Origin of the sequence: Virgisporangium aliadipatigenens (genome assembly GCF_016863615.1) — a bacterium.
Taxonomy (GTDB): Bacteria; Actinomycetota; Actinomycetes; order Mycobacteriales; family Micromonosporaceae; genus Virgisporangium; species Virgisporangium aliadipatigenens.
Genome location: NZ_BOPF01000009.1, coordinates 286,801 through 313,551 on the forward strand (window position 1 = coordinate 286,801; position 26,751 = coordinate 313,551).

Genomic DNA, 26,751 nt, shown 5'->3' on the forward strand with positions numbered 1-26,751 from the left:
CGACCTTCTTGCCGGCGAGGTCGGCGGCGTTCTTGATCGGGCTGTCCGCAGGCCCCGATGCGCAGGGCCGCAAACGCCAGCGTGATTGTCGACAATTGTGAAGCCAATCTTGACCACGATTCTTCGGGGCGTAGACAGTGGGGACACAGCAGTACGCAGTGAGGAGACTCGATGACCCACTACGTGGTGCGCAGCGTCGACCGTGCCGCACCCGAGACCGTCGCCGCGCTCCGCGACGCGGGCGTCGCCACGGCGCACGAGGCCGCCGGCCGCACCGGACTGCTCGGGCCGGGGATCCAGGCCCGCCAGACGGGCGTCGCCGTCGCGGGTTCGGCGATCACCGTGTCGTGCCATCCCGGCGACAACCTGATGATCCACGCGGCCGTCGAGGTGTGCGCACCCGGCGACGTCCTCGTCGTGACGACCACGTCCCCGTCGACCGACGGGATGTTCGGGGAGCTGCTGGCCACCTCGCTCGTCGCGCGCGGGGTCGTCGGGACCGTCATCGACGCGGGCGTGCGCGACCTCGCCGGCCTGCGCGCCATGGGCTTCCCGGTGTGGTCGCGGGCCGTGCACGCGCAGGGCACCGTCAAGGCCAGTCCCGGTTCGGTCAACGTGCCGGTGGTCGCCGCCGGGCAGCTGGTCAACCCCGGGGACATCGTGATCGCCGACGACGACGGCGTCATCGCACTGCCGGCCGCTTCCGGGCCCGCCGTGGCCGCCGCCTGCGCCGAGCGCCTCGCCAACGAGGCCGGCAAGCGAGCCCGCCTGGCGAGCGGCGAGCTCGGCGTGGACATGTACGGGCTGCGGCCGTTGCTGGACAAGCTCGGCGTCGTGTACGTGGACCGCCTGCCATGCCCATGATCGACACTGCCGGGATCCGCTGCATGCAGCTGCGCGGCGGCAGCTCCAAGGGCGCGTACTTCCTCGCCGCCGACCTGCCCGCCGATCCGGCCGAGCGCGACGACCTGCTGCTGCGCGTGCTCGGTTCGCCGGACCCGCGGCAGATCGACGGGATCGGCGGCGGGCACCCGCTCACCAGCAAGGTCGCCGTCGTCTCGCCCTCGCCGGACGGGCAGGCCGACGTCGACTACCTCTTCCTGCAGGTGGTGCCCGACCGGGCCGTCGTCACCGACGCGCAGACCTGTGGGAACCTGCTCGCCGGGGTGGGGCCGTTCGCCGTCGAGCGGGGGCTGGTGAGCGCCACCGACGGCACGACCGCCGTGCGCATCCGTCTGGTGAACCCCTCCGTGAGCTACGCGACGGCCGACGTTCCCACGCCCGGCGGCCGGGTGCGGTACGACGGCGACACGCTCATGGCCGGCACGCCGTTTCCCGCGGCGGCCATCCCGATCGCGTTTTTCGGCAACGGTTCCCCGCTCTTCCCGACCGGCCGACTGGTCGACGCGTTCGCCGGGGCGCGGGTGTCCTGTGTGGACGGTGGCCTGCCGGTGGTGCTGGTGCGCGCCGCCGACCTCGGGATCGCCGGCGACGAGGAGCCCACCGCCCTGGAGGCGAACGACGCCGTGCGCATCAGCGTCGAGGCGATCCGGCGGGCGGCCGGAGCCGCGATGGGGCTGGGCGACGTCGCCGGCAAGACCGTGCCGAAGGTGTCCATCGTCTCCGCACCCCGTCGGGACGGCACGGTCACCACGAGGACCTTCATCCCGCATCGGGTACACACGGCGATCGGCGTCCTGGGTGCGGTGTCGGTCGCCGCCGGCATTTCCGTGCCGGGCACCGTCGCCGCGCTTGTCGACGTTCCACCGGGGACCGTCCACATCGAACATCCCACCGGGACCCTCGCCGTCGACATCGACCTCGACGGTACCGGGGTCGACACCCGGCTGAGCCGCTCCGCCGTGGTCCGCACCGCCCGCAAGCTCTTCGACGGCCTCGTCTGGCCGCGCACCGGAAAGGCCACCGAGTGACCCTCACCCAGGACCCCGAACGCCGCCGGGACATCGCCCACGTCGGCCGCACCTATCTGCGAGCGGCGGGCCCGGAGGCGTTGCGGCGCCTGGTCGAGGCGACCGGGGCGTCCACTGTGGACGAAGAGGCGCACCTGTGCACCGACCCGGACGGCCACGAACTGGGCCGCTACCGGGACGTCGAGCGGTACGTGGCCGACGACCACGTCAACTACCTGACGGCGGACGTGCCGCGCACCTCGGACTACCTGCGCGACACGCTCGCGGGAGGAGATCCTGCGCGCCGCCGACGTCTGCCTCGACGCCGGTGTGCACATCGAGACGGGGCCGCACAAGCACGCGATCAGCTGGACCCGCGAGGAACGCGCCAAGGGACAGGCGTGGGGGCTCAGGACGATCGAGTCCTTCCACACCCAAGGAACCCGGTGGTGGAGTAAATGATCATCGACTGCCACGGCCACTACACGACCGCGCCGCCCGCCCACACCGAGTGGCGCACGGATCAGACGCGGCCCTACCCGACGATCCCCGACGACGCGTTGCGCGAGTCGATCGAGCCGAACCAGCTGCGCATCATGGACGAGCGCGGCATCGACGCGACGATCTTCTCGCCCCGCGCCTCCGCGATGGGCCACCACGTCGGCGACGAGCGCACCGGCCTCGCCTGGACCCGCGCGTCGAACGACCTCGTCGCCCGCGTCGTCGGGCTGTACCCGACGCGGTTCGCGGCCGTGTGCGCGCTGCCCCAGTCGCCGGGCGTCCCGATCGGGAACTCCGTCCCCGAGCTGCGCCGCTGCGTCGAGGAACTCGGCTTCGTCGGCCTCAACCTCAACCCGGACCCGAGCGGCGGCCACTGGACGTCTCCTCCGCTGACCGACCCCGCCTGGTATCCGCTCTACGAGGCGATGGTCGACCTCGACGTGCCGGCCATGGTGCACGTCTCCGCCGTCACCAACCCGAACTTCCACGCCACCGGTTCGCACTACCTGAACGCGGACACGACGGCGTTCATGCAGTTCGTGCAGTCCGACCTGTTCACCCGCTTCCCGTCGCTGCGCTTCGTCATCCCGCACGGCGGCGGGGCGGTGCCGTACCACTGGGGGCGCTTCCGCGGACTGGCCGACATGCTCGGCCGGCCGCCGCTGGAGGCCCTGCTGGGCAACGTCTTCCTCGACACCTGCGTGTACCACCAGCCCGGGATCGACCTGCTGTTCCACGTCGTCCCCGTGGCGAACATCCTCTTCGGGTCGGAGACGCTGGGCGCGGTGCGCGGCGTCGACCCGCGGACGGGTCACCACTTCGACGACACCCGCCGCTACGTCGAGGCCCTCTCCCTGACGGACGCGCAACGCGCACTGGTCTTCGAGGGCAACGCCCGCCGGGTCTACCCGAGGTTGGCGGACCGTCCACTGTGTACAGGCCCGCCGCCCTCGTCCTGACGCTCGCCCGCACCGGCGTCGGCGCGGCCGCCCGTTCGGGGTGGCGCACCGCGGCGGCGGTGTCGGGGTTACGACGTTCGACGTGCTGACGCCGCTGACGGCGTGGGCCGCACGTGCGCGGGGGTGCCAGCATCGTTCGCATGGGCTGGGTCATCGCACTGTTCGTCCTGACGGCCGCCGGACTGGCCGCCGTCGCCGAGTCGCAGCGGCGCCTGTACCGCCGCGTGGATCGGCTGCAACACACCCTCGACGCGGTCATCGAGGTTCAGGACCGGCTGCGGGAATGGACCGAGGACCGCGTCGACGCCGTCGACGAGCGCGCCGCCGAGGAGCACTCCGCGCTGGCGCAGCTCGTCGCGGAGAGCCGCCGGGTGGCCTCGGTCGTCGACCGGCAGCACCGGCGGATCGTCGGGCTGCACCGCGCGGTCGGCGCGCTCCGCCCGGTCACCGCCGTGCGCACGCAGGAGTTCTACTCGTGAACGCCTACACGGACACGGCGTTCACCGTGCGGGTGGATCTCGTCTGGCTGCCGCACGCCACGGCCGGCCCGGAGGCGGGATGGCTGCTGCTGCGGCGGGTCGTCACGCCGAGCCGTTCGGGCGACGGGAGTGCGGTGCTGGCCGACGCGCGGGCCTGCACGGAGTTCTGGATCTCCGAACTGATCGACGAGGAGGTGCTCGCCGACCCTCCCCCGCTCGCCCCGGTGTCGTCCTGGCCGGCGCTGCTGCGCGGCGAGTACGTCGACTTCGTGGAGAGCCCGGTACCGCTGTACCTGATGCGCCGCGCCGAACTCGACCTGGCGTCGACGCCGCGGCCGCTCCTGGAGGCCGGGCTGGCCGTGCGCGTCACCGACGGGCAGGCGCGGGTCGTGGCGGCCCGGGTCGGGCTGGTCGCCGGCGATCCGCTGACGCACCACGTGCGGGAGACGTTCTGCGAACGGCTCGGGCTCGCGCGGCGGGACACGGCCGACGCGCCGCCGCCGCTCGACGAGTCGCGCTGGGCCGCCGACCTGGCCGGGCAACTGCGGCTCGTCGGCACCCGCGGCGTGCAGATCGGCGACCACAACGTGCAGGTCAACCGCTTCGTCGCCGACGCGCCGAACGTGCACCTCGACTTCACCCGGGTACTCGAGCGCCACGACGTCCGGGACGCGCTGCGGCAGCTGCAGGCCGCGCCCGGCGACTACACCCGCCGCCGCGAACTCGTCCGCGCGCTGGCCGGGCACGGGTGGTTCTTCCGGGCCGAGCCGGTGACGCTGCGGATCGGGCCGGACGGGTCGTTCCTGCGGCTGCTGGCCGATCTTCTCCTGTTCGACGTGCGCGGGCTGCGGGTGGGCAGCCACGGCCGGCAGGTCAACCGGTTCGTCTCGGTGGTCACCGACACGCCCGGGGCGGCCGAGCTTCTCCGGGGGAACGACCGGCTCGCGCGGCTGCTCACCGAGTGCGTCTGCCCGTCACCGGGTTCGCACCTCAACGTGGCGGACCTGAGTTCGGAGGCGCTGCGGGCGTTCCACGGACTGACGCCCGAGTGGCGCGACGGCCGCACCCGCAACCTGAACGAACGCCCCGGCACGACCCGGGTCTTCCGCTTCGTCGACGGGTTGATGGTCGGCGAGCACAACCGCCAGGAGGTCAGCCACGAGGTGCGGGCACACGCGCTGTCGGTCTTCGCCCCGCGCACCCCACCGCCGCCCGCCCACCAGAAGCGCCGCACCGAACGCCAGGTCGAACGCGAACCCGAGGCGCAGCACGTCGTGCAACAGGAGCGCCTGCACTACTGACCGCCGGCCCGACAGCGGCGCCGCAGGCCCTACGGCGTCGGCCGCATTCCGGCGAGCAGGGCGTCGAGGACGCGCTCGACGTACTCGTGCGACAGTGGCTCCTGCGTGATGAGGAACCTGAAGTACAGCGGGCCGGACAGGATGTCCATCGCGACGTCGAGGTCGAGGTCGGCCGACAGCTGCCCCTGCTGCTGGGCCCTTCTGAGCCGGGCGACGGTCTTGTCCGCCTGGGGGCGGATGAAGCGTTCGTTGAGCGCGGCGGCGACCGCCGGATTGTGCTGGGCCTCGCCCACCAGCGCCCGGTAGAGCGGTCCCAGCGGCGGCCTGCCCAGGAGGTCGACGGCCGCACAGATCTGGCGGCGCAGGTCGGCCACGATGTCGCCGGTGTCGGGGTAGTCCAGTCCGGGCTCGCTCGGCGTGAGCACCGCGTCGAGGAACAGGGCGCCCTTGGACGGCCATCGACGGTAGATCGTGTGCTTGCCGACGCCGGTCCGCGCCGCGACACCCTCGATGCTGAGCTTGGCGTATCCGACTTCCTGCGCCAGTTCCACGGTGGTCCGCAAGATCGCCTGGGTCCGGTCGGCGGCTCTGGAGGGTGAGGCGTCGTCGCTCATGCCGCCACTCTAACGGCACGGCACGTGCCGTTGACAACATCCCGCCACCCTGACCACACTGGGCGCCTCCAGAACGGCACGGCACGTGCCGTTCCGGTTCGCCGATCGAGAGGAAGCACCATGTCCGAACCGCTGAGCCGCTTCGACGTCCGGCGCTGGCAGCAGCGCTTCGATGAACTGCGCGCCGAACACCACGTCCCCGGTGCGAGCCTGGCCGTGGCGCTCGACTCGCAGATTTACGAGTTGGCCAGCGGAGTGCTGCACCGGGGCACCGGCGTGGCGGTGACACCCGACTCGGTGTTCCTGTCCGGCTCGATCGCCAAGGTCTACACGGCCACGCTCGTCATGCGGCTGGCCGACGAGGGGAAGCTGGACCTGAACGCGCCGGTCGTGAGCGTGTTGCCGGAGTTCGCCACCCCGGACCCCGAGGCCACCGGGACGATCACCATCCGCCAACTGCTGTCCCACACCGGCGGCGTGACGAACGACTTCAACTACGACGGCGGCCGGGGCGACGACTGCCTCGCCCGGTACGTCGAGGCCGCCCGGCGGGTGGCACTGGACTGCCCGCCCGGCACGGCCATCTCGTACGGCGGCCTCGGCTACGTCGTACTGGGCCGCGTCATCGAACGGATCACCGGCCTGACCTGGGATCAGGCACTGAAGCAGCTGCTGTTCGAGCCGCTCGGCCTGGAACGTTCGATGACGCTGCCGGAGGAGGCCCTGCGCTTCCGCGTCGCGATGAGCCATCTCGGCGAGCCCGGCAGCTATCCGGACCCGGCCCCCTCCTGGGACCCGATGCCGCGCGCCGTCGGCCCGGCCGGCCGGATCATCACCTCGGCCGGCGACATGGCCCGCTTCGCCCGCCTGCACCTCGACGGTGGCCTCGCGCCCGACGGCACCCGTCTCCTTTCCGCCGGCGCCGTCGCCGCCATGGGGCACCGCGAGGTCGACGTGCCCGACAAGTGGACGGTCAGCGCCGACGGGTGGGGGCTGGGTTGGACGCTCTACGACTGGGACGGCCACCCGGGCTACGGCCACGACGGCGCCGCCATCGGCCAGTACGCCTACCTGCGCGTCGTCCCGCACGCCGACGCCGCCCTGGTCCTGATGACCAACGGCGGCGCGGCCCGCCTGCTGTACGCCGACCTGTTTCGCGAACTGCTCGCCGAACTCGCCGGCGTCACGATGCCCGCACCGTTCGCCCCCGCGCCCGTGCCGCCCGCGATCGACCTCACGCCGCTGCTCGGCACGTACCGGCGCGAGGGCGTCGTCATCACCGTCTCCCGCAACGACGACGGCTCGCCGCACATGCGATACGAGTTCGTCGATGACATGAGCGAGCTGTCGCCGCCCCTGGAGCTGGACCTGGAACCGGTGACCGGGACGGCGTTCGCCGCCTCCGGCGCGGGTCCGTCGTTCAGCGAGGACTACATGCCGGTGGTCTTCTCGACCCTCGCCGACGGCAGACGGGTCTGCTACGTGGGGATGCGCGCCACCCCCAAGATCTCCTGACGGCGTTCCCCGGGAAAGACGCCCGCCACCACGCGAGGGACGCACGTGGTGGCGGGCGGGTCCGGGAAGACTAGAAGGCCGCGGTGATCCGGGTGAACTCCAGATCCCCCTGGGAGATGCCGCTGCAGTTGGAGGCGACCCCGCCACCCGGGCACGGACGGTCCCGGTTGACCGACCAGAACGCCAGGCGGGCGAGCCCGCGCGCCTTCGCCCAGTCCTTGATGGCCGTCCAGGTCTGCGGCGTGGTCAGCTCCTGCTGGTCGGAGAGACCGTTCATGCCGGAGATGCCCATGTGCCCGTAGGCCGTCGCGTCGGACCAGCCGAACGCCGACTTGAGCGCGTTCTTCAGGCCCTCGGAGGCGTTGACGGTGTCGTTGTAGATGTTCGAGCCGCCGAAGTCGAACGGCATGATGGTGAACACGTCGATGTTGGCCTGGAGCGCGGCCGCCCGCTGGATGAGCCGGTTGCCGTAGTAGTTCGGGCCCGTGGTGCTGGTGCCGAAGGTGACGATCGTCTGGATGCCCGGGTTGTTCTGCTTGACGATCTTGAGCGCGTTGAGGATGCGGTCCTGCACGACCTCGTTCTCGAACTCGTCGGAGTTCTCGATGTCGATGTCGATCGCCTTGAGCCCGTAGGCGTTGATCACCTTCTGGTAGGCACCGGCGAGGGCGTTGGCGTCGGCGCAGTTCGGGCCGAGCTTGTTGCCCGACCAGCCGCCGAACGACGGCACGATGTCACCGCCGGCCGCGCGGACCTGCTGGATGGCCGTCTGGTCGACGCCACCGGTCAGCGGGCGGGCACCGTCCCACGCCGGGTTGCAACCGCCGCTGGAGAGCACGAACGCCATCGTGAACCACTTGACACCGGTGGACGCCATGACGCTCGCCGGATTCTGCGGATCGCCCCAGCCCAGATACAGGTACGGCGCGCCGCGCCCGCCGGTCGGCTGCGGGCAGCCGAGCGTGGTGCCGGTGGCGGTGGTGCTGCGCGGGGACTCGCCGCTGCCGTTGTACGCGGCCACCGTGTAGGTGTGCGTCTGGCAGGTGCCCAGGCCGGAGATGGTGGCGCTGGTGCCGGTGACCGTGGCGCGCACCTGGTTGTCCTCGTAGACGCGGTAGCCGGTGACGGTGCCGCTGCTGGCGCCCCAGGTCAGCGTGATCGCCGAACTGGTGGTGCCGCTGACCGAGGGGTTGCCCGGCGTGCCGGGCGCGCCCGGGTTGGTGGAGCCGCCGGTGCACGGATTGTTGTTGAGCGTGCAGTTCGACGGACTGCCGGAGCCCGCGCCGATGAACCCGAACGAGGCGCTGGCGCCCGGTGCGAGCGCGCCCTGCCAGGACGGCGCGGTGAACGTGTACCGGTTGCCGGACTGCGTGCGCACCGCGTCCCAGTGGCTGCTGATCGTGGTGCCGGCCGGCAGGTCGAACGAGACCGACCAGGTCAGCGCCGTCGAGCCGCCGTTGGTGACGGTGGCGCGGGCCTCGAACCCGGTGCTCCACTCGGAGGTCTTGACGATCGTGGCGGTGGGCGAGGCGGCGAGCGCGGGCGTGTCCGTCACGAGCACACCGGCGAGGCCGAGGAGAGATGCGGCGGCGACGGCGATGAACCGGCGCCGGAGAGCAGGAGGAGCCATGACGTTCTCCCATGGGCAGGGCAGCCGTCATCCGCTCCCGGGCGGCGTGGGAGGGCGTCGCGCGGGGCAGGGACGACGGATGGGGACCGCGCGGTCCGGCCGGACCGCGCGATTCACCATATTCGATGAAGGTCGTGCGGTCTAGACCGGTCTATCCGCGCCTTGTCCCCGGCACCGTTCGCGCCTTCGTCGCAAGTGGTGGGGACATCCGCAGGCTATGACGCGCGAATAAGCTGCGGATGTCCCCGATACTTCAGCGGCGGCAGGCGTCTCCCAGTTCGACCGACTGGCCTCGGGAGACCACGACCTGGCGCGCCGCGACCACGGCGCCGCCGCGATCACGGCAGGTCATCGTCCAGCTCTCGGTGACCCCCGGCGTCGACGGCGTCGGCCCGCCGAACGTCACCCCGCCGCGCCAGTCGTCGAACGGCGCGCCCGCCACCCGCGCCCGGTTGGCGATCACCGCCCGGTAGGTGCCCGGCGCCGGGTGGATCATCGTGATCACGCCGACCCGCGTGCCGTCCGCGATCGCCACGTTGACGATCTCGCCGTTCGGGTCGAAGAGGTACAGGTTCCACTCGGTCCTGGTGTCGCCCCACTCGATGCGGATCTCGGCCCGGTCGTTGTCCGCCTCGGGAAGGCCCTGCACCGTGAAGGAGAACTCCTCGTGCGGCCCCTCGATCGGATGCCCGTCGTTGAGTCCCGGATCCCCGGGCGGGTTGGCGAACGGGATCGCCGTCTGCGCGGGAGCCGTCGCGGGGCGGCCGTAGCGGCCGGCCACCACCGGTCGGGTGGACGGGTTCAGGGCCCAGCTGAAGCGGCCGTTCGGCGCCAGTGTGCTGGTCAGCGTCTCCGGGAACGTCCGCACCGCCCCGTTCGTGCCGTCCGGCTGCAGCACCGGCGACGTCGACGTCTGGAACGACTTGCGCACCTGCAGCGTGTGCCCGGGCGGCGCCGAACCGGTGAGCGTGGCGTGGTGCGCGCTGTCGGCGGTCGATTCCAGCATGGCGAAGTACGCCTCGCGGTTGCCGCCCTTGCCCGCACCGGCCGCCGGCGCGCGACCGAGGTACTCGGCCACCACACCGTCCACAAAGGACGGATGGAACTCCGTTCCGCCGATCTCGAACGTGTACCCGAGCCCGCCGGTCACCCAGTACGACCAGTCCTCGGTGGTGCCCGTCGTGTCGTACAGCTCCCAGCCGTAGATGCTGTCGTAGCCGTTGTGCGCGGAAAGCTTGCCGCCCAACGATTTCAGCAGCGGTTCGTCGACGGGCATGCCGTTGCCGTGCACGCCCGGCGGGCGCAGGATCTGGTTGCCGTAGGTGTGGTTGGTCAGCAGATTGGTGACGGCGCGGCCGGCGATCAGTTCGCGCACGGCCTGCGACTCCGGCTCCGAGAAGGGCGCCGGACCCCGGTACGCCTCGCGCAGCGGGTCGAGGTCGGCGCCGGAGCCGCCCCAGAAGGAGCCGTAGTTGCGGTTGAGGTCGACGCCGCGGTCGGGCCCGTCGGGGTTGAGCGCGCACGGGCCGGCGCCGCCGTTCGGGGCGCAGTTCTTGCGCTTCATCTCGTTCGCCGCGCGCAGCGGGTCGCCGGCGGGCGGCTCCGGCTTCTCCTTGTCGGTGGGGTGCACCGGCGGCACGAAACCGTTGTCGCTGCCCGCTTCCCGCGAGACCGCGAAGCCGTCGGGGTTGACGACCGGCACGACGATGCTGCGGGTGGCGCCGAGCAGGCGGGTGGTGCGCGGGTCGCGCCCGTAGCCGCCGAGCAGGTCGTGGGCCCACTCCATGACGTGTTCGCCGGCCGGCCACTCGCGCGCGTGGTGCAGGCCGAGGTTCAGGAAGATCGGTTTGCCGTCGCGGACGTTCCCCGGGTCCGTGGTGATCTCCAGGCCGCCGATGTCCCTTCCTTCGACGGAACGTCTACTGAGCGTGAAAGTCCGCGCCAATGTGGGATACCGGCGCGCCAGTTCCTTGAGTTCGTAGTCGTAGTCGGCGAGGCGCCGGTACGAGGTGCGCCCGCTCGGCAGGTCCGAACGCGGGTTGTCGGCCGCGTAGCGCGCGTCGGCGGCGCGCACCTCCCGCACCCGCGCACCGACGTCCGGGATCTTCACGGTGTGCGTGAAGCCCGCGGCCTTCAGCCTCTCCGCGTCGGCCTTTCCGTGCAGGACGACGTCCACGGTGGAGCCCGTGGCCGCCTCGGTCAGGTCCAGGTCGAGCGCGCCGAGCCGGCCCTTCGCCGCCCGGTCCGGCGTGTCCACGGCGACCAGTTGGCTCGGCTCCTCGCGACCGTCCTCAGTGGACACGGGCACGAACGACACCGCGACGCTGACCGTCTCCGCCGCCCCGCCGTACCGGCAGCCCTGCACCCACAACTTCTGGCCGGCGGTGACGTAGCCGTCGGCGAGTTCGTTGCTGCGCAGGCCGGCCGAGGCGGCCACGGCGCGCCCACCCGAACGGTCGAAGACCGCCAGGTCCCAGTCGGCGTCCCGGCCACCCACCGGGTTCAGCCGTACCCGCACCAGCCCCGCGCCCGGCGCGGTCACCTCGAAGCCGGCCGCTCCGGGCTTGCCGTTCAGCGCCGCCTCGTGACACTTGCGCGGTGCGGCCGTCGCCGCCCGGATGCTGCGCGTCTCGTCCGCCGACGCCGCCGGCAGGTGGAACGCCAGAGCGGCGGCCACCGTCGCCGCCGCCCCGCCGGCGAACAGAGTTCGTCGAAATCTCATGATCGGCGAAGCTAGGCACAGGATGTTAGAAAACGGTGAGGACGCCCCGAAAACCGGTGATACCAAACCCAGAACGTGCGCACGTCAATGCGGCTGTCGACGCTCTTCCCATTCCGCGAGCACCGCGTGGATGTCCACTGTGGACGAGGACGTCGGCGGGGCGGCCGGCGTGCGCGAGAAACGCGGTGCCGCGGACGGCTGGGTGATCCCGTCGACCTCGGCGAAAACGTTACGCGCCACCAGATGCGGATGCCGCGGCGCCTCGGCGAGACTCAACACCGGCGCGACACACGCGTCCGTGTCCGCGAAATGAGCGGCCCACTCGTCCCGGGTCCGGGTGGCGAACGCGGCGGCGATGGCGGCACGATGCGCCGGCCAGACCGCGGCGTCGTACTGGCCGCCCTCCAATCGAAGGCCCAGCCCGTGCAGGAGGGCGGCGTAGAACTGCGGTTCCAGGGCCCCGACCGCCACATGCTTCCCGTCGGCGCAGCGGTACGTGTCGTAGAACGGCGCACCGCCGTCGAGCACGTTGCCCTGCCGCCGATCCCGCCACATCCCGTTGCCGAACATCCCGTAGAACATCGTCGCCAGCGACGCGGCCCCGTCGACCATCGCGGCGTCGACGATCTGTCCCCGGCCGCTGCGCTGGCGTTCGACGAGCGCGGAGAGGATGCCGAACAGCAGGTACATCGCGCCGCCACCGAAGTCGGCGACCAGGTTGACCGCCTGCATCGGCTTGTCCGCCGTGCCGCTCAGGTGCAGCGCACCGGTGATGGCCGCGTACGTGATGTCGTGGCCGGCGGTGTGCGCCAGCGGCCCCTCCTGGCCCCAGCCTGTCATCCGCGCGTAGACGAGGCGCGGATTGCGTTCGCAGCACACGTCGGGACCGATGCCGAGGCGTTCGGTGACGCCGGGACGCATTCCCTCGACGAGCACGTCGGCCCGCTCGACCAGGCGCAGCAACGTCTCCCGGTCGCCCGGGTCCTTCAGGTCGAGGGTGGCGCACGGCCGGCCGCGGTGCAGCGACCCGGTGACGTCGGCGCCCCCGCCGGGCCGGTCGATCCGCACGACGTCCGCACCGAGCTCCGCCAACAGCATCCCGGCGAACGGCACGGGCCCGATCGCGCTCAACTCCACGACCCGGACACCGGCGAGGGGCCCACCGGTCATGCCGTGTATTCCTTGAGTTGTGCGACGGTGCGCACGTTGCTCTCGTGGGAGGCGTGCAGCGGCACGGCGTTGAGCGTGGTGACGCCGGCCGCCTCGTACGCGGCGAGGCGTTCCTTGATGTGGCCGGGGGCCCCGATCAGCGTCACGCCGTGCACCAACTCCTCCGGAACGGCCGCCGCCGCCTCGGCCTTCCTGCCGCTCAGGTACAGATCCTGGACGGTGCGCGCGGCGTCGGCGAAGCCGTAGCGCACGGCGAGGTCGTTGTAGAAGTTCCGCCCGCGGGCGCCCATCCCGCCGACGTACAACGCGATGTGCCCGCGCGCCGTCTGCAGCGCGGCCTCCCGCTCGGCGGCGTCCTCGGTGATACACACGAACGTGTCGGCCATGACCTGCAACGGTCCCAGCTCGGCGGAGCGCTTCGCCTTCCCGGCGGCCAGCGCCTCGCCGAACGCCGCACCGGCCTGCTCGGGCCAGAAGAACACCGGCTCCCAGCCGTCGAACAGCTCGGCGGCCAACGCCACGTTCTTCGGCCCCAGCGCGGCGAGCACCACCGGGATGTCGGCCCGCACCGGATGGTTGATCATGCGCAGCGGCTTGCCGAGGCCCGTGCCGCCGTGCTCCGCCGACAGCGGCAGGTGAAAATGCTTGCCCGCAAAAGTAAGCGGCTCCCGCCGCCACACCTTGCGCACGATCTCGACGACCTCGCGGCTGCGGCCCACCGGCGCCTCGTACGGCACCCCGTGGAACCCCTCGATCACCTGCGGCCCGGAGGCGCCCAGCCCGAGCACGAACCGCCCCTCGGAGACGAAGTCGAGCCCGGCCGCGGTCATCGCCAGCAGCGCCGGTGTGCGCGAGTAGACGTTCAGGATGCCGGAGGCGATCTGGACCCGGGAGGTCTTCGCGGCGAGGTATCCGAGCTGGCTCACCGCGTCGAACGTGTACGCCTCCGCCACCAGCACCAGGTCCAGGCCGGCGGCCTCGTACTCCTTGAGGTGTTCGACCGTCTCGACGAACCCGCTGCTGTAGCTGAGCGGCATTCCCAGCCTCATCGCGCGGCCATCCGGATGGCGCCGTCGAGCCGGATGGTCTCGCCGTTGAGCATCGGGTTGGCGACGATCTGGGTCGCCAGCAGCGCGTACTCCTCGGGCGTACCGAGCCGCGCCGGATGCGGCACCTGTGCCCCGAGCGACGCCTTCGCCTCCTCGGGCAGCGCCTCCAGCATCGGCGTGGCGAACAGCCCCGGCGCGATGGTCACCACGCGGATGCGGTGCGCGGCGAGTTCGCGGGCCACGGGCAGGGTCAGCCCGACGACGCCACCCTTGGAGGCCGAGTACGCCGCCTGCCCGATCTGCCCCTCGTAGGCGGCGACGGAGGCGGTGTTGACGATGACGCCGCGTTCCTCGCCGTCGAGCGGCGTCGCCTCGATCATCCGCGCCGCGGCGAGGCGGATCACGTTGAACGTCCCGATGAGGTTGACCTCGACGACCTTCTTGAACAGCGCGAACGGGAACGGCGTGCCGTCCTTCTTCACGACCCGCGCGGCGTTGCCGATGCCGGCGCAGTTGACGACCACGCTCAGTGGCCCCCGCTGCGACGCGGTGTCGACGGCGGCCTGCACCTGCTCCTCGTCGGTCACGTCGGTCGGGACGAACGTCGCCCGGTCGCCCAGTTCGGCGACGACGTCCTTGCCCTGCGACGACGGCAGGTCCACGACGACCACGGACGCGCCACCGGCCAGGAAGCGGCGGGCGGTCGCCAGTCCCAGGCCGGACGCACCGCCGGTGACGAGGGCGACCTTGTCGGTGATGTCCACGCGTTCTCCAGTCCTCTTTGACGGCTCTCCCGGAAACCCTACCGCCGAGTAATCTTCTCCGGTGACCGTCCCACCCGCGCGCCTCGTGGCCGGGGTCGGCCGGACCGAGTCCGGTCGCCGCTGGCTCGCCGACCTGCCCGCCCTGGTCGCACGGGTCGGCCTCGAGCTGGGGACGCCGTTCGAGGCGGGGGCGTGCAGCTATGCGGCACCGGCCGTGCTCGCCGACGGGACGCCGGTGGTCGTCAAGATCACGTGGCCGCACCGGGAGATGGTCGGGGAGGCGGCCGCGCTGCGGCACTGGGCCGGGCGCGGGGCCGTCCGGCTCATCGCGCACGACCCGGTCGACCATGTGCTGATCCTGGAGCGGTGCGACCCGGGCATTCCGGTCACCGACCTGCGCACCGGGTGCGCCGTGCTGCGCCGGCTGCGGGAGACGCCGCCGCCGAGCGCGGGCTTCGAGGATCTTCGCACCGTCGCGTCCGAGTGGGCGGACCTTCTCGTCGAACGTCACGAGCGCCTGCGCCCCGACTACGACCCGGGCGTCGTCGCCGAGGGAGCGCGGCTGTTGCGTGCGTTGAGCAGTTCGACCGAGCGGGTGTTGCTGCACGGCGACCTGAACCCGGGCAACATCCTGGCGCACGACGGCGGCTGGGTGGCGATCGACCCGAAGCCGATGCTCGGCGACCCCGCCTACGACCCGTGGCCGCTGATCGACCAGCTCCCGACGCCCGCGCTGCCGGAACGCCTGCGCATCGCGGCCGACGCGCTCGACCTCGACGCCGCGCGGATCGCCCGCTGGGGCGCGGCCCGCGCGGTCGAGGAGGCGCTCTGGCACGCCGCCCACGGCACCCCGGAGGACGGCGCGACCCTCATCGCGGCCGCCCGCCGCCTACTGAACTTCGCCGCCTGACCCCCGCTCGTTGGCGGAATGCTACGCGTGCCACGTAACCACGGCCGGAATTACGTGGCACGCGTAGCATTCCCGGCCAGCCGGGTGAGGAGCGCCGCGCGGATCAGTGGGCGGGAGGCGAAGACGAGCAGGAACATCGCCTCGCGCGCGAGGCGGGAGGCCACGCTGTCGGCCAGGGCGGCGCGGCTCCCCGCGTGGACCATCAGGGCGGCCGCGGCGCGCAGGGCCAGTTCGGAGGCGGCGGCGCGGGCCGCGGGCACGCCCGGCCCGTCGGCCGACAACAGGTCCGCCGCCACGCTCTCCACCTCGCGGTCGAACGTCTCAGCGCCCATCAGCCGCCCGCACCGATCGGCGACGCCCAGGGCGAGGAAGCCGTTCAGCGCGGAGCCGGTGGCCTCCTCGCGCGCCCAGTCCACATAGGACACCGTGCCGGTGAGCCGCTCCGCCGGCACCCGCACCCCGTCGAACACCACCTCGACCGTGTTGCTCGCCGGCACGGCCAGCAGATCCAGGGGCGTGACCGGCAGGCCGTCGGTGTCGACGAGCAGGAAGTGCACCGTCCCGTCGTCGGCGAGCGCACCCACGTACAGCACGTCGACGAACCCCCACCCGGTCACCCACGGCACCCGCCCGTCGAGCGCGAATCCCGCCGGGACGGCCCGCACCCGCAACGGCGCCACGCCCGGCCGCAGCCCGGCGAGCGCGATGCCGGCACGGCGTTCGCCGCGGGTGAGCGGCCCGTACCAGCGCTCCCGCAGCACGGGGTCATCGGCGACGGCGCGCACCGCGCTGTGATGCTGGAGCCACACGAACGCCGTCGTCAGGCACCCGCCCGCCAGCGCCCGCAGGACGGCCGCCAGGCCCGGCAGGTCGAGCACACCGGCCGCGCCGTAGAAGCCTTCGCGCGCCAGCAGGTCGAAGTGCTCCGGCGCGGGTCCGGCCGGAAACAGCACGTCGTCGGCGATGGCGGCGGCCCGCGACAGGAGATCCACCGGGTAAGGCTATTCCGGCCCCCGCACCGAACGCAGCAGCACGTCGGAGACGTCGGTGACGCGCACATGCTCGGCGGCCCGGCCCTCCTGCTTGCGCGTGGCCACCCCGTCGGTGAGCATCACGATGCAGTACGGGCAGGCGGCGGTGACGAGTTCGGCGCCGGTGCCGAGCGCCTCGTCGGTGCGGGTCTCGTTGATGCGGGTGCCGATCGTCTCCTCCATCCACATGCGCGCCCCGCCGGCCCCGCAGCAGAACGACGTCTTCCGGTTGCGCGGCATCTCGGTGAACGTCAGTCCCGGCACCGCGCCCAGCAACTCCCGCGGCGGGGCGAAGACGCGATTGTGCCGGCCGAGATAGCACGGGTCGTGGTACGTCACGGCGGTGTCGACGGGATGCGTGGGCGTCAGCCGCCCCTGACCGACCAGTGTGGACAGCAGCTGCGTGTGGTGCAGCACCTCGTAGACGCCGCCGAGTTGCGGGTACTCGTTGGACAGCGCGTTGAAGCAGTGCGCGCAGGTCACCACGACGCGCTTCGCGCCGACGCCGTTGAGCGTCTCGACGTTCTGCTTGGCGAGCTCCTGGAAGAGGAACTCCTGACCGAGCCGGCGGGCGGCGTCACCCGTGCACGTCTCCGCCCCGCCGAGCACCATGAACTCCACGCCTGCGGTGTGCAGGAGTTCGGCGACGGCACGGGTGGTGCGCTTGGCGTTGTCGTCCAGCGAACCGGCGCACCCGACCCACAGCAGATACTCCACGTCCTCGGGAAGCGTGTCGCCGTCGAGCACGCGCACCTCGAACGGCAGGCCCTTCATCCACTCCAGCCGCGCGCCCGCGCCACGGCCCCACGGGTCGCCGGCGCGTTCGAGGTTGCGCAGCAGCGTGTGCGCCTCGCTCGGGAACGCCGACTCGATGAGCACCTGGTACCGGCGCATGTCCACGATGTGGTCGACGTGTTCGATGTCGACCGGGCACTGCTCGACGCAGGCGCCGCAGGTGACGCAGGACCACAGCACGTCCGGGTCGATGACGCCACCGTCCGCTGTGGACCCCACGAGCGGCCGTTCGGCCTCGGCCTTGGCGGCCGCGGGGGCGTTGTCGGGGTCGAGCAGGTAAGGCGACTTGGCGAGCGCGTGGTCGCGCAGTTGCATGACGAGAAGCTTGGGGCTCAACGGTTTCTGCGTGTTCCAGGCGGGGCACTGCGACTGGCAGCGGCCGCACTCCGTGCAGGTGGCGAAGTCGAGCATCCCCTTCCAGGTGAAGTCCTCGATCGCGCCGCGCCCGATCTTGTCGTCCTCCCCCGGGTCCTCGAAGTCCACCGCCTTCCCGCCGCTGTGGACCGGCAGGAGCGCCCCGAGTCCCCGCGGCCTTCGCGACAGCCCCACGTTGAACGGCGCCAGGAAGATGTGCAGGTGCTTGGAGTGCACCACGATGACGAGAAAACCCAACACCACGCCCAGCGAGGCGAGAATGCCCACCGTCTCCAGGACGTCGTTGGCGGTGCGCCCCAACGGTTCCAGCGCACGGGCGACGAGTTCCGAGGCGAAGGCGCCGCGCTCGAAGGGGAAGACGCCGGTGTTGATCTGGGCGCCGCGGTAGAGCAGCAGCGTCCACATCACGTTGAAGATCATGAACAGGACGAGCCAGGCGGCGCCGGTGTGCGAACCGAAGAAGCGCGACCGCCGCCCCTCCCGTCCGGGGTCGTGCCGCAGCCGGATCAGGCCGAACGTGATCAGTCCACAGAGGACGGCCACGATGAACAGGTCCTCCAGGAAGCCGAGCCACGCCGAGCGGCCGATCAGCGGGATCGCGAAGTCACGGGCGAAGAGTGCCCCGTAGCCCTCGACGATGGTGGCCCCGAGGATCAGGAACCCCCAGAAGACCGCGAAGTGCGCGATCCCCGGCACGCTCCACTTGAGCAGCTTCGCCTGCCCGAGAACCTCCGTGGCGAGCGCGGCGGCCCGCCTCGGCAGGTTTTCGGTGCGGCCCGGTTCGACCGGCTGGCCGGCCCGCCCGATCCGGTACAGCGCCCACACCCGCCGGCCGGCGAGCGCGAACGCCACCGCCGTCATCGCCAGCCCGAGCACCAGTCGCAGGATCACCTAAACCTCCGTATGCGGTCTCGACTTGCGCCGTCTCACCTCGGCGAGGAGTTCCGGTACGACGTCGCGCAGGTCGCCCACCACGCCCAGGTCGGCGATGGTGAAGATGGGCGCCGCGGGATCGCGGTCCACGGCGACGATGGCCCCCGCGTCGGGCACCGCCGCGCGGTGGCGCACCGAGCCGGAGATGCCGAGCGCGAGGTACAGGTCGGGATGGATGACGCAGCCGGTCTGGTCGATCTGCGCGTGGCGCGGGCACCAGCCCAGTTCGGTGGCGGTGTGCGAACCGCCGAGCGCCCCGCCCAGTTCGTCGGCCAGCTCCCCGACGAGGTCGAACAGGTCCTGCGAGCCCACGCCGCGCCCGCCGGCCACGACGACGGCCGCGGTGGCGAGGTCCGGCCGTTGACCCGGCGCCACGGCGGTGCGCTCGACCAGCCGCACCGCGCGGGCGTGCGGCGGCAGGTCGAGCGCGAACGGCCGCGCCCGCGCCGTCACCGGGGCCGGCACCAGCGGCACGGCCTCCGTCCGCACCGTGCACACCGGCACCCCCCGAACGACCGTCGACTCCACCCGGTGCGTTCCCCCGGGCGGAGACTGCGTGGCGACGAGGCCGGAATCGTCCGGGCGCACGTCGATCGCGTCGCTGATCAGTCCGGCGTCGAGCCGGATGGCGACGCGCGCGGCGATCTCGTGCCCGGCGTGGTCGGCGGGCAGCAGGATCGCGGCCGGCGGGGTCCGCACGGCGAGCGCGACGAGCGCCTCCACGCACGCGGCCGTCGGATGCTCCTCGACGCCCGGCCCCCACAGGGTGCGCACGATCGGCGCCCCGTACCGCCCCAGCACCGACAGGGTGTCGTCGCCGGCCGGCCCGCACAGCACCACCTCCGGCGTCCCGAACCGCCGCGCCAGCGTCAGCAGCGCCCGCGTCGACCGGCTCACGACGCCGTCGGTCAGCTCGGCGAGCACCAGCACCGGATCCAGCTCCCGCATCAGCTGCCCCCTACAGAAATTGGCGTTCGGCCAGGAAATCGGCGAGGCGCGCGGCGACGTCCGACGGCTCGCCCGCGAGCACCCGGCGCGGGCGGGGCTGGACGGTCACCGCCCGCACCCGGGTCGCGGCGCCGGCGAGGCCGACCCGGGCGCCGTTCATGCCGATGTCGGCGAGGCTCCAGGTGCGCACCGGCTTCTCCCGCGCCGACACGGTGGCGCCGAACCGCGGATAGCGCGGCGCGCCGCAGCACTCGCGCACCGACACGACGGCCGGCAGGTCGGCGGCGAGGGTCTCGCGCACGGCGCCGTCGCCGCGCCGCACCTCGAGGCGGTGCTCGTGCAGCGTCACGGTGTCGGCGTGGCAGAGGGCGGGCACGTCGAGGAGTTCGGCGACCATGGCGGGCACGGCGGACATGCCGGAGTCGCTCGTCCCGGCCCCGCACAGCACGAGGTCGAACTCGACGCGGCGCAGCACGGCGGCCAGGACGCGGGCCGTGGACAGGGCGTCGCTGCCGGACAGCCGCGCGTCGCAGACGTGGATGCCGTTGTCGGCCCCGAGGACCATTGCCCGCCGCAGCGCCTCCTCGGCCGCCGGTGGACCCATCGTGACGGCGGTGATCTCCATATCGCGACGCCACGGCGCTATTCGCAGCGCCTGATCGACGGCGCATTCATCGGCGCCATTGAGACGGAAGCGCTTTCCGGTCCGTTCAAGATTCGATTCCGGCGTGAACGAGATATCGCACGCCGCGCGCGGAACCTGCTTGACCAGCACAACGATCTTCACACGCGTCGGCCTCCCGGTCCGGAATGAACCTTGCGGTGCCCGCGAGTGTAAGCACGAGAAATGCAGATCGAATAGAGCCGATCGGGGTTGAGAATGCGATCTCAGAGCCAGCCTTGTTCGCGCGCCGTGCCGATCGCGGCGGAACGATCATTTACCGCCAGCTTCGCCATGATCGAAGTGAGGTGATTGCGAACCGTTCCGGGCGACAATCGCACCCGCCGCGCGATCGCGTGCACCGGCGTGTCCGGGTCGGCGGCGCGCAGCACGTCGAGTTCGCGGGCGGTCAGCGGGCACTCCGGCAGGCTCAACGCGTCCGCCGCCAACGCCGGGTCGACGTAACGCCCACCGGCGTGCACCCGGCGGATCACGTCGGCGAGCGCACCACCCGGCGACCCCTTGGGCAGGAACCCCTTCGCGCCGGCGGCCAGGGCGCGGGGCAGTTGCGCCGGACGGCCGTGCCCGGTCAGGATCACCACGGCGCAGGAGGGCAGGGCGCGGCTCAGTTCGGCGGTGACGGCGAGCCCGTCGAGCGTGGACATCTGCAGATCCACCACGGCCACGTCGGGCCGGTGCGCCAGGGCGGCCCGCACGGCGTCCCGGCCGTCGGCCGCCTGCGCCACCACCTCGAGGTCGGGCTCCAGGCCCAGCAGTGCCGCGAGCGCCACCCGGATCAGTTCCTCGTCGTCGGCGAGCAGGACCCGGATCACGGGTCGAGGGTATGCCAGCCGCGAACTGTCGCAGCCCACCGGTACGGTGCGCGCATGGGTCTGTACGACACCCGTTGCGCGGTCACCGGGATCAGCCTGTTCACCGCCGACGCCGTGATGGTGGGGCTGGCGCGCGCCGGTGCCGGGTACCGCCCGATCACGCTCGGGGTCGCCGGCGCTTACAACGGCTACGGCGTGCTCGAGGAGATCACCGAGGACCGCAACACCGCGCTCCTCATGGCCTACTTCGACGCGCGGGCGGCCGACGGGCGGCTGGTGTGCGACCGCGACTACGGCCGGCGGTTCGGTGTCCCGCCGCGCGACATCGAGAGCCTGTTCGGCTACTTCGAGCGAAACTTCTGCGACGCGCCCGACGATCGGCCGGCGTTGGCTTTGGACGGGCGTTCCGTCGTCTACTGCATGATCTCCAAGCTGGTCTGGGACGGGGTGGCCGCGGCGCACGCGCCCGAGCGGGGCACGGTGGAGAGCCGGTTCGCGGAGCTGTTCGGCGACTCACCGATCGCCGCGGAGATCTACCGGCCGGCGCTGCACGAGGTCGCCGACGGGGTGCGCGACCTGTACGCGATGGACGCGTTCCTGCGCGCGCACGGGATCGCGTGGTCGACGCCGGACCCGGAGGTGCACGGGATGGTCTACCCGGACGAGGAGACGCGGGAGTTCGTGCGGGAGGCCAGATCCCGCTTCGCCGGGGAGCCGGCGGTCCTCGACGCGCTCGACCGCTACGACGCCCAGCAGGCCGCGCTCCACGAGGACGACTAATAACGCTCAGCGCCCCGCGCTCACCTGCCAGCAGGCGGCGGTGTAGCGGACCTCCGCCCCGTGCACGTACGGGGCGAACGCGTCGCGCAGCACCTCGACCACCCGCGCCCGGGTCGGCTCGTCCACCTCCCGCAGGGCCGCGCCGACCGGCCCCATCCGGCTGACGTAGCCCTCCAGTTCGCTCACCGGCATCGTGCAGGGCACGTCGACCGGCCGCACGTCGGCCTCGGTCCAGCCGCTCTCCGCCAGGATGCGGCGCACCCGGTCCGGGTCGGCGAGGCCGAACTGCCCCGGCGCGTCCGGCCGGCGCTCGGGCAGGCCGGGCAGCAGCGGCGCGGCGGCCCGCTCGGCCGTCGTCATGAACGGGTTCTCGTCGATCCCGCGCCACGCGACGAAGCGGAGCGCGGCGCCGTCCCCGGCCGCCCGGCGCAGGTTGGCGAAGGCGCGCACCGGGTCGTCGAAGAACATGACGCCGAAGCGGGAGACGATCACGTCGAAGCCGCCCGCCTCGAACGGGTGCCGCTGCGCGTCGGCGACGACGAAGCTCGCCGGCACACCCGCGCGTTCGGCCCGGCTGCGGGCGGCGGCGACCATCTGCTCGGCGACGTCGACGCCGAGGGCGTGCCCCGACGCGTCGAGCCGGCGCGCGATCGCCACCGTCGTGGCGCCGGTGCCGCAGCCCACGTCCAGCACACGGCTCCCGGACCCGCTGGGGACCGCATCCAGGATCAGCTCGTCGAACGGCGCGAGCAGGCCGTCCAGCAGCTCCTGCGCGTCGACCCAGGCGGTGCCGGCGTGGCCGTTCCACCGTGTCGCCTGCGTGCCGTCCATCGTCGCCTCCCGGGCTTGCCGTTGCCGTGCCGAGCTGACACCGTTTCACTTCAAGCCGACTTGAGGTCAACGATATGACGGATCTGGACATCGCCGAGGTGGCCCGGCGCACCGGCGTTCCGCCCTCGACGCTGCGCTACTACGAGGAGCGCGGGCTGATCGCCTCGACCGGCCGGCGCGGGCTGCGTCGGCAGTTCGATCCGGGGGTGCTGGAGCGGTTGGGCCTGATCGCGTTGGGCCGCTCGGCCGGGTTCTCGATCGCGGAGATGACGCGGATGTTCACGCCGCTGGGGCGGCCGGAGATCGACCGGCGGGTGCTCGCCGCCAGGGCGGACGAGATCGACCGGACGATCCGTGAACTGACCGCCGTCCGGGACTCGCTCCGGCACGCCGCCGAGTGTCCCGCGCCGAGCCACCTGGAGTGCCCCACGTTCCGGCGGCTGGTCCGCACAGCCGCGGCCGGCGCGTCACGCGCGGCGCCCCGGCCGGCCCTCCCGCGCCGTCGGCGTGCGGCGGAGGCCGGATGAGGGTGCCACGATCGGTCCCGCCGTGCGGTCGGTGAGCAGCCGGCTGCTGGGCCTGCTCGACGCGTTCTCCGACGGGCACCGGCGGCTGTCGCTGACCGAGATCAGCCGGCGGACCGGGACGCCGATGGGCACCGCGCACCGCCTCGTCGGCGAACTGGTCGCCTGGGGCGCGCTCGAACGCGACGACAGCGGCCGCTACCAGATCGGCCTGCGGCTGTGGGAGGTCGCCGCGCTCGCCCCGCGCGGATTGGGCCTGCGCGAGGCGGCGATGCCGTTCATGGAGGACCTGTACGAGGCCACCCACCAGCACGTGCAGCTCGCCGTCCTGGACGGGCTCGAGGTCGTCTACATCGAACGGATCTCCGGCCGGGACGCCGTGGCGGTGCACAGCCGGGTCGGTGGCCGCTGGCCGGCGCACGCCACCGGCGTCGGCCTCGTGCTGCTGGCGCACGCCGCACCGGAGGCGCAGGAGCGGTACCTCGCGGGCCCGCTCGCGACGTTCACCCGGATGACCATCGCCGACGCGGGCCGGCTGCGCCGCGTCCTCGCCGAGGTCCGGCGGACCGGCGTGGCGATCAGCGACCGGCAGGTGACGATGGACGCCCTCTCCGTCGCCGCGCCGGTCCGCGACCGGGCGGGCGCGGTGGTCGCGGCGCTCTCCGTCGTGGTCGGGGTCGACGGACCCGCCGCGGCCGCCCTGGTCCCCGCGGTGGTGACCGCGGCGCGCGGCATCTCCCGGTCGATCTTCCGTCATCCGGAACGCCCGTAGCGCGGCCGACCCGCGCTCGCGCACCGTCTGCGCATGATGAGCACCGGCTTCATCCGGGACCAGTGGTACGTCGCCGCACACGCGCACGAGGTCGGCGAGGACCTGCTCGCGCGGACCGTGCTCGGCGAACCGATCGTCCTCTACCGCACCGCCGACGGCACTCCCGTGGGGCTCGCCGACCGGTGCGTGCACCGCCGCTTCCCGCTGTCGCTGAGTCAGCGGGTCGACGACCGGATCGTCTGCGGCTACCACGGCTTCACCTACGACCGCACCGGCGCGTGCGTCGCGGTGCCCGGCCAGCGGCGGATCCCGCGCACCGCGCGGGTCCCCGCCTACCCCGTGGTGGAACGGGACTCGCTGGTCTGGGTGTGGATCGGCGAACCCGACCGGGCCGACCCGGCGGCGATCCCCCGCGCCCCCTGGCTGGACGCACCCGGCTGGACGACCGTGCGCGGGCTGGAACCGTTGGCCGCCCGCTACGGCCTGCTGGTCGACAACCTGCTGGACCTGTCCCACGAGACGTACCTGCACGCCGGCTACATCGGCACGCCGGAGGTCGCCGAGACGCCGATCACCACCGAGGTCGACGACGACGCGCGGGTCGTGCACGTGCGGCGGCGGATGAAGGACGTGGCGTGCCCGCCGTTCTACGCCCGTTCGACCGGCATCACCGGCCGGATCGACCGCTGGCAGGACATCGAGTTCCACCCGCCGTGCCTGTATCTGCTGCACGCGCGGATCGCCCCGACCGGCGTCGAACCGGCACCGGACGGCACCGATCCGCACGCGTTCCACGCCGAGATCGTCTACGCCATCACGCCGGAGACGCAGACGAGCACGCACGACTTCTGGCTGGTGGCCCGCGACTTCGCCACCGACGACGCCGAGGTGTCGCGGTTCCTGGCCGAGAGCAACCGCACGGTGGTGCTCCAGGACGTCGCGGCCCTGAACGCGCTGGAGCGGGTGATCGCCGCCGAGCCACCGGGCTTCCAGGAGCTGAGCATCAACATCGACACCGGCGGTCTCGCGGCGCGGCGGCTGCTCAACGCGATGGCCTCGGAGGCCTCGGGCGCCGGGCCTTTGCCTGACGGCCGGTCCGGATGACCGGCACCGCCGCGCGCCCCCGGGCGGAGCACACGGTGTACCGGGTCTCCTGGACGCCGGGCTCGGACCGGCTCGCCGGCCGCTGCCACTGCGGGGCCGAGTGCACCGGCGAGGACCCCGTCGCCGTCTGGGAATGGCTGCTGGCCCACCCGGACCACCCGGACGGGGCCGACCCGCGATGAACGTGCCGGAGTTCGACGCCGTCGTCGTCGCGCGGCGGCCGGCCGCCGAAGGCGTGGTGGCGCTGGATCTCGCCCGCCCCGACGGCGGTCCGCTGCCGCCGTGGGAGCCCGGTGCCCACGTCGACCTGGTGCTGCGGCCGGAACTCGTGCGCCAGTACTCGCTCTGCGGGGATCCGGCCGACGCGCGCACGTGGCGGATCGCGGTGCTGCGGGAGCCGGCCGGGCGGGGCGGCTCCGCACACGTCCACGACGCCCTGCCCGAGAACGCCCGCGTGCGGCTGCGCGGGCCGCGCAACCGGTTCCCGCTGGTGGCGGCGGAGCGGTACCTGTTCGTCGCCGGTGGCATCGGCATCACGCCGATCCTGCCGATGCTCGCCGCGGCCGACGCGTCCGGGGCCGACTGGCGGCTGGTCTACGGCGGCCGCACGCGCCGGAGCATGGCGTTCCTGGACGGGCTGGCGCACTACGGCGAACGCGTCCACGTGCGGCCGCAGGACGAGTACGGGCTGCTCGACCTCGACGGCCTGTTCGACCGGCTGCCGCCGCGGACGCGGGTGTACTGCTGCGGGCCGGAGCCGTTGCTGGCGGCGGTCGAGCAGCGGGTGCCGCCGCAGGCGCTGCACGTCGAGCGGTTCAGCGGCGGGAGCACCGATGCCGCCGACGCGGCGTTCGAGGTGGTGCTGGGCGCCGCCGGCCGAACGGTCACCGTGCCGCCGGGCACCTCGATCCTGCGGGCGATCGAGGACGCCGGCGTGAGTGTGCTCTCCTCCTGCCGCGAGGGGACGTGCGGCACCTGCGAGACCGGTGTGCTGGAGGGCGTTCCGGAGCATCGGGACAGCGTTCTCACCGCGGCCGAGCGCGCCGCGAACGACGTCATGATGATCTGCGTGTCCCGGTGCCGCGGCAGCCGGCTCGTCCTGGAGCTGTGACGGCGGCCGGCAAGAAATTCCGGCCGCGTGTCGATTACGGCGGCTCCGGTTCGACCTCTGGGTGAAGGCCGGCACGGAGCCGGCCCCCACACCAGCCGGAGGGCATCATGACCACCACCCTGCACCAGCCCCGCATCGCCGCCACCGGCACCGCCGCGCTCGCGCTGACCGGGGTCGCCGCGGCGGCCGTCGCCAGCGTCGCCACCATGGCCGTCGCCGCCGCCGGACACGCCGCGGGGGTCAGTCTCGACGTCGGCGGCGCACCCATCCCGGTCTCCGGGTTCGGTGTGCTGACGAGCGTCTTCTCCCTGGTCGGCCTCGTCCTCGCGGTCGTGCTGCGGCGTACCGCCGGTGACCCGCGGCGGGCCTTCGTGCGCACGACGGTGGCGCTGACGGTGCTGTCGCTGGTGCCGGACGTGATCGTCGACGCCACGCCGGACACCAAGGGCCTGCTGATGCTGACCCACGTGGTGGCCGCCGCCGTCGTGATCCCCGCGGTGGCCCGCCGCCTGCACCGCTGACCTTCGAC

General features: G+C 72.7%; 27 protein-coding genes. 15 read left to right on the forward strand and 12 right to left on the reverse strand.

Annotated features, from left to right (window positions below):
• Nucleotides 1-171: 171 nt before the first annotated feature.
• The 6 genes from Val02_RS15600 to Val02_RS15625 all read left to right on the forward strand — a co-directional run bounded on the left by Val02_RS15600 (nucleotide 172) and on the right by Val02_RS15625 (nucleotide 5,150).
• Entirely contained in the window at nucleotides 172-864 is a 693-nt protein-coding gene (locus Val02_RS15600) for a 4-carboxy-4-hydroxy-2-oxoadipate aldolase/oxaloacetate decarboxylase (protein WP_203899763.1), read from the forward strand.
• On the forward strand, nucleotides 861-1,931 hold the full coding sequence (locus Val02_RS15605) for a PrpF domain-containing protein (protein ID WP_239152951.1): 1,071 nt from the start codon (nucleotides 861-863) through the stop codon (nucleotides 1,929-1,931). Before Val02_RS15600 ends, Val02_RS15605 begins: the two co-directional genes overlap by 4 nt.
• Nucleotides 1,928-2,368, forward strand: coding sequence for a hypothetical protein (locus tag Val02_RS15610; RefSeq protein ID WP_203899764.1), 441 nt, complete (start codon nucleotides 1,928-1,930; stop codon nucleotides 2,366-2,368). The genes Val02_RS15605 and Val02_RS15610 overlap by 4 nt, the downstream gene beginning before the upstream one ends.
• Complete coding sequence (locus tag Val02_RS15615) at nucleotides 2,369-3,370, forward strand: amidohydrolase family protein (protein ID WP_203899765.1); 1,002 nt, start codon at nucleotides 2,369-2,371, stop codon at nucleotides 3,368-3,370.
• Nucleotides 3,371-3,510: 140 nt separating this feature from the next.
• A complete protein-coding gene (locus Val02_RS15620; RefSeq protein ID WP_203899766.1) occupies nucleotides 3,511-3,849 on the forward strand; it encodes a hypothetical protein in 339 nt (112 codons plus the stop codon).
• Entirely contained in the window at nucleotides 3,846-5,150 is a 1,305-nt protein-coding gene (locus Val02_RS15625) for a hypothetical protein (RefSeq protein WP_203899767.1), read from the forward strand. The genes Val02_RS15620 and Val02_RS15625 overlap by 4 nt, the downstream gene beginning before the upstream one ends.
• Nucleotides 5,151-5,179: 29 nt before the next feature.
• Here Val02_RS15625 and Val02_RS15630 read toward each other — a convergent pair whose 3' ends face one another.
• Complete coding sequence (locus tag Val02_RS15630) at nucleotides 5,180-5,764, reverse strand: TetR/AcrR family transcriptional regulator (protein ID WP_203899768.1); 585 nt, start codon at nucleotides 5,762-5,764, stop codon at nucleotides 5,180-5,182.
• Between the two features lie 120 nt (nucleotides 5,765-5,884).
• Between Val02_RS15630 and Val02_RS15635 the strand changes: the two genes are divergently transcribed.
• Nucleotides 5,885-7,279, forward strand: coding sequence for a serine hydrolase domain-containing protein (locus Val02_RS15635; protein ID WP_203899769.1), 1,395 nt, complete (start codon nucleotides 5,885-5,887; stop codon nucleotides 7,277-7,279).
• Between the two features lie 70 nt (nucleotides 7,280-7,349).
• On the opposite strand, the gene Val02_RS15640 is transcribed toward Val02_RS15635, so the two are convergent.
• The 5 genes from Val02_RS15640 to Val02_RS15660 form a co-directional block, all read right to left on the reverse strand.
• The gene (locus Val02_RS15640; RefSeq protein ID WP_203899770.1) at nucleotides 7,350-8,909 is read right to left on the reverse strand and encodes a cellulose binding domain-containing protein; all 1,560 of its coding nucleotides are present in this window, start codon (nucleotides 8,907-8,909) and stop codon (nucleotides 7,350-7,352) included.
• 253 nt (nucleotides 8,910-9,162) lie between these two features.
• On the reverse strand, nucleotides 9,163-11,631 hold the full coding sequence (locus Val02_RS15645; RefSeq protein ID WP_203899771.1) for a M14 family zinc carboxypeptidase: 2,469 nt from the start codon (nucleotides 11,629-11,631) through the stop codon (nucleotides 9,163-9,165).
• Nucleotides 11,632-11,715: 84 nt separating this feature from the next.
• Complete coding sequence (locus tag Val02_RS15650; RefSeq protein ID WP_203899772.1) at nucleotides 11,716-12,801, reverse strand: CaiB/BaiF CoA transferase family protein; 1,086 nt, start codon at nucleotides 12,799-12,801, stop codon at nucleotides 11,716-11,718.
• Complete coding sequence (locus tag Val02_RS15655; RefSeq protein ID WP_203899773.1) at nucleotides 12,798-13,850, reverse strand: LLM class F420-dependent oxidoreductase; 1,053 nt, start codon at nucleotides 13,848-13,850, stop codon at nucleotides 12,798-12,800. The genes Val02_RS15650 and Val02_RS15655 overlap by 4 nt, the downstream gene beginning before the upstream one ends.
• On the reverse strand, nucleotides 13,847-14,614 hold the full coding sequence (locus tag Val02_RS15660) for a 3-hydroxyacyl-CoA dehydrogenase (protein WP_203899774.1): 768 nt from the start codon (nucleotides 14,612-14,614) through the stop codon (nucleotides 13,847-13,849). Before Val02_RS15660 ends, Val02_RS15655 begins: the two co-directional genes overlap by 4 nt.
• A 61-nt stretch (nucleotides 14,615-14,675) precedes the next feature.
• On the opposite strand from Val02_RS15660, the gene Val02_RS15665 reads away from it, so the two are divergent.
• The gene (locus tag Val02_RS15665; RefSeq protein ID WP_203899775.1) at nucleotides 14,676-15,524 is read left to right on the forward strand and encodes an aminoglycoside phosphotransferase family protein; all 849 of its coding nucleotides are present in this window, start codon (nucleotides 14,676-14,678) and stop codon (nucleotides 15,522-15,524) included.
• A gap of 50 nt (nucleotides 15,525-15,574) precedes the next feature.
• On the opposite strand, the gene Val02_RS15670 is transcribed toward Val02_RS15665, so the two are convergent.
• From Val02_RS15670 to Val02_RS15690, 5 genes are all read right to left on the reverse strand, one after another.
• Nucleotides 15,575-16,516: an acyl-CoA dehydrogenase family protein gene (locus tag Val02_RS15670; protein WP_203899776.1), complete on the reverse strand. Its 942-nt coding sequence runs from the start codon at nucleotides 16,514-16,516 to the stop codon at nucleotides 15,575-15,577.
• Nucleotides 16,517-16,525: 9 nt separating this feature from the next.
• Entirely contained in the window at nucleotides 16,526-18,586 is a 2,061-nt protein-coding gene (locus Val02_RS15675) for a (Fe-S)-binding protein (protein ID WP_203899827.1), read from the reverse strand.
• Nucleotides 18,587-18,616: 30 nt separating this feature from the next.
• The gene (locus tag Val02_RS15680; RefSeq protein WP_203899777.1) at nucleotides 18,617-19,606 is read right to left on the reverse strand and encodes an electron transfer flavoprotein subunit alpha/FixB family protein; all 990 of its coding nucleotides are present in this window, start codon (nucleotides 19,604-19,606) and stop codon (nucleotides 18,617-18,619) included.
• A gap of 10 nt (nucleotides 19,607-19,616) precedes the next feature.
• Nucleotides 19,617-20,393: an electron transfer flavoprotein subunit beta/FixA family protein gene (locus tag Val02_RS15685; RefSeq protein WP_203899778.1), complete on the reverse strand. Its 777-nt coding sequence runs from the start codon at nucleotides 20,391-20,393 to the stop codon at nucleotides 19,617-19,619.
• A 101-nt stretch (nucleotides 20,394-20,494) separates the two neighbouring features.
• Complete coding sequence (locus tag Val02_RS15690) at nucleotides 20,495-21,100, reverse strand: response regulator transcription factor (RefSeq protein ID WP_203899779.1); 606 nt, start codon at nucleotides 21,098-21,100, stop codon at nucleotides 20,495-20,497.
• A 54-nt stretch (nucleotides 21,101-21,154) separates the two neighbouring features.
• Between Val02_RS15690 and Val02_RS15695 the strand changes: the two genes are divergently transcribed.
• Nucleotides 21,155-21,880, forward strand: coding sequence for a hypothetical protein (locus Val02_RS15695; protein ID WP_203899780.1), 726 nt, complete (start codon nucleotides 21,155-21,157; stop codon nucleotides 21,878-21,880).
• 6 nt (nucleotides 21,881-21,886) lie between these two features.
• Here the strand turns inward: Val02_RS15695 and Val02_RS15700 are convergent, their stop codons facing one another.
• On the reverse strand, nucleotides 21,887-22,711 hold the full coding sequence (locus Val02_RS15700; RefSeq protein WP_203899781.1) for a class I SAM-dependent methyltransferase: 825 nt from the start codon (nucleotides 22,709-22,711) through the stop codon (nucleotides 21,887-21,889).
• 74 nt (nucleotides 22,712-22,785) lie between these two features.
• Between Val02_RS15700 and Val02_RS15705 the strand changes: the two genes are divergently transcribed.
• The 6 genes from Val02_RS15705 to Val02_RS15730 all read left to right on the forward strand — a co-directional run bounded on the left by Val02_RS15705 (nucleotide 22,786) and on the right by Val02_RS15730 (nucleotide 26,743).
• A complete protein-coding gene (locus Val02_RS15705; protein ID WP_203899782.1) occupies nucleotides 22,786-23,238 on the forward strand; it encodes a helix-turn-helix domain-containing protein in 453 nt (150 codons plus the stop codon).
• Between the two features lie 31 nt (nucleotides 23,239-23,269).
• Nucleotides 23,270-24,007: an IclR family transcriptional regulator gene (locus tag Val02_RS15710; RefSeq protein WP_239152953.1), complete on the forward strand. Its 738-nt coding sequence runs from the start codon at nucleotides 23,270-23,272 to the stop codon at nucleotides 24,005-24,007.
• Nucleotides 24,008-24,040: 33 nt separating this feature from the next.
• Nucleotides 24,041-25,111: an aromatic ring-hydroxylating dioxygenase subunit alpha gene (locus tag Val02_RS15715; protein WP_239152955.1), complete on the forward strand. Its 1,071-nt coding sequence runs from the start codon at nucleotides 24,041-24,043 to the stop codon at nucleotides 25,109-25,111.
• Complete coding sequence (locus Val02_RS15720) at nucleotides 25,108-25,293, forward strand: hypothetical protein (protein ID WP_203899783.1); 186 nt, start codon at nucleotides 25,108-25,110, stop codon at nucleotides 25,291-25,293. The genes Val02_RS15715 and Val02_RS15720 overlap by 4 nt, the downstream gene beginning before the upstream one ends.
• The gene (locus Val02_RS15725) at nucleotides 25,290-26,222 is read left to right on the forward strand and encodes a PDR/VanB family oxidoreductase (RefSeq protein WP_203899784.1); all 933 of its coding nucleotides are present in this window, start codon (nucleotides 25,290-25,292) and stop codon (nucleotides 26,220-26,222) included. Before Val02_RS15720 ends, Val02_RS15725 begins: the two co-directional genes overlap by 4 nt.
• A gap of 107 nt (nucleotides 26,223-26,329) precedes the next feature.
• On the forward strand, nucleotides 26,330-26,743 hold the full coding sequence (locus Val02_RS15730) for a DUF6069 family protein (protein WP_203899785.1): 414 nt from the start codon (nucleotides 26,330-26,332) through the stop codon (nucleotides 26,741-26,743).
• Nucleotides 26,744-26,751 lie beyond the last annotated feature (8 nt).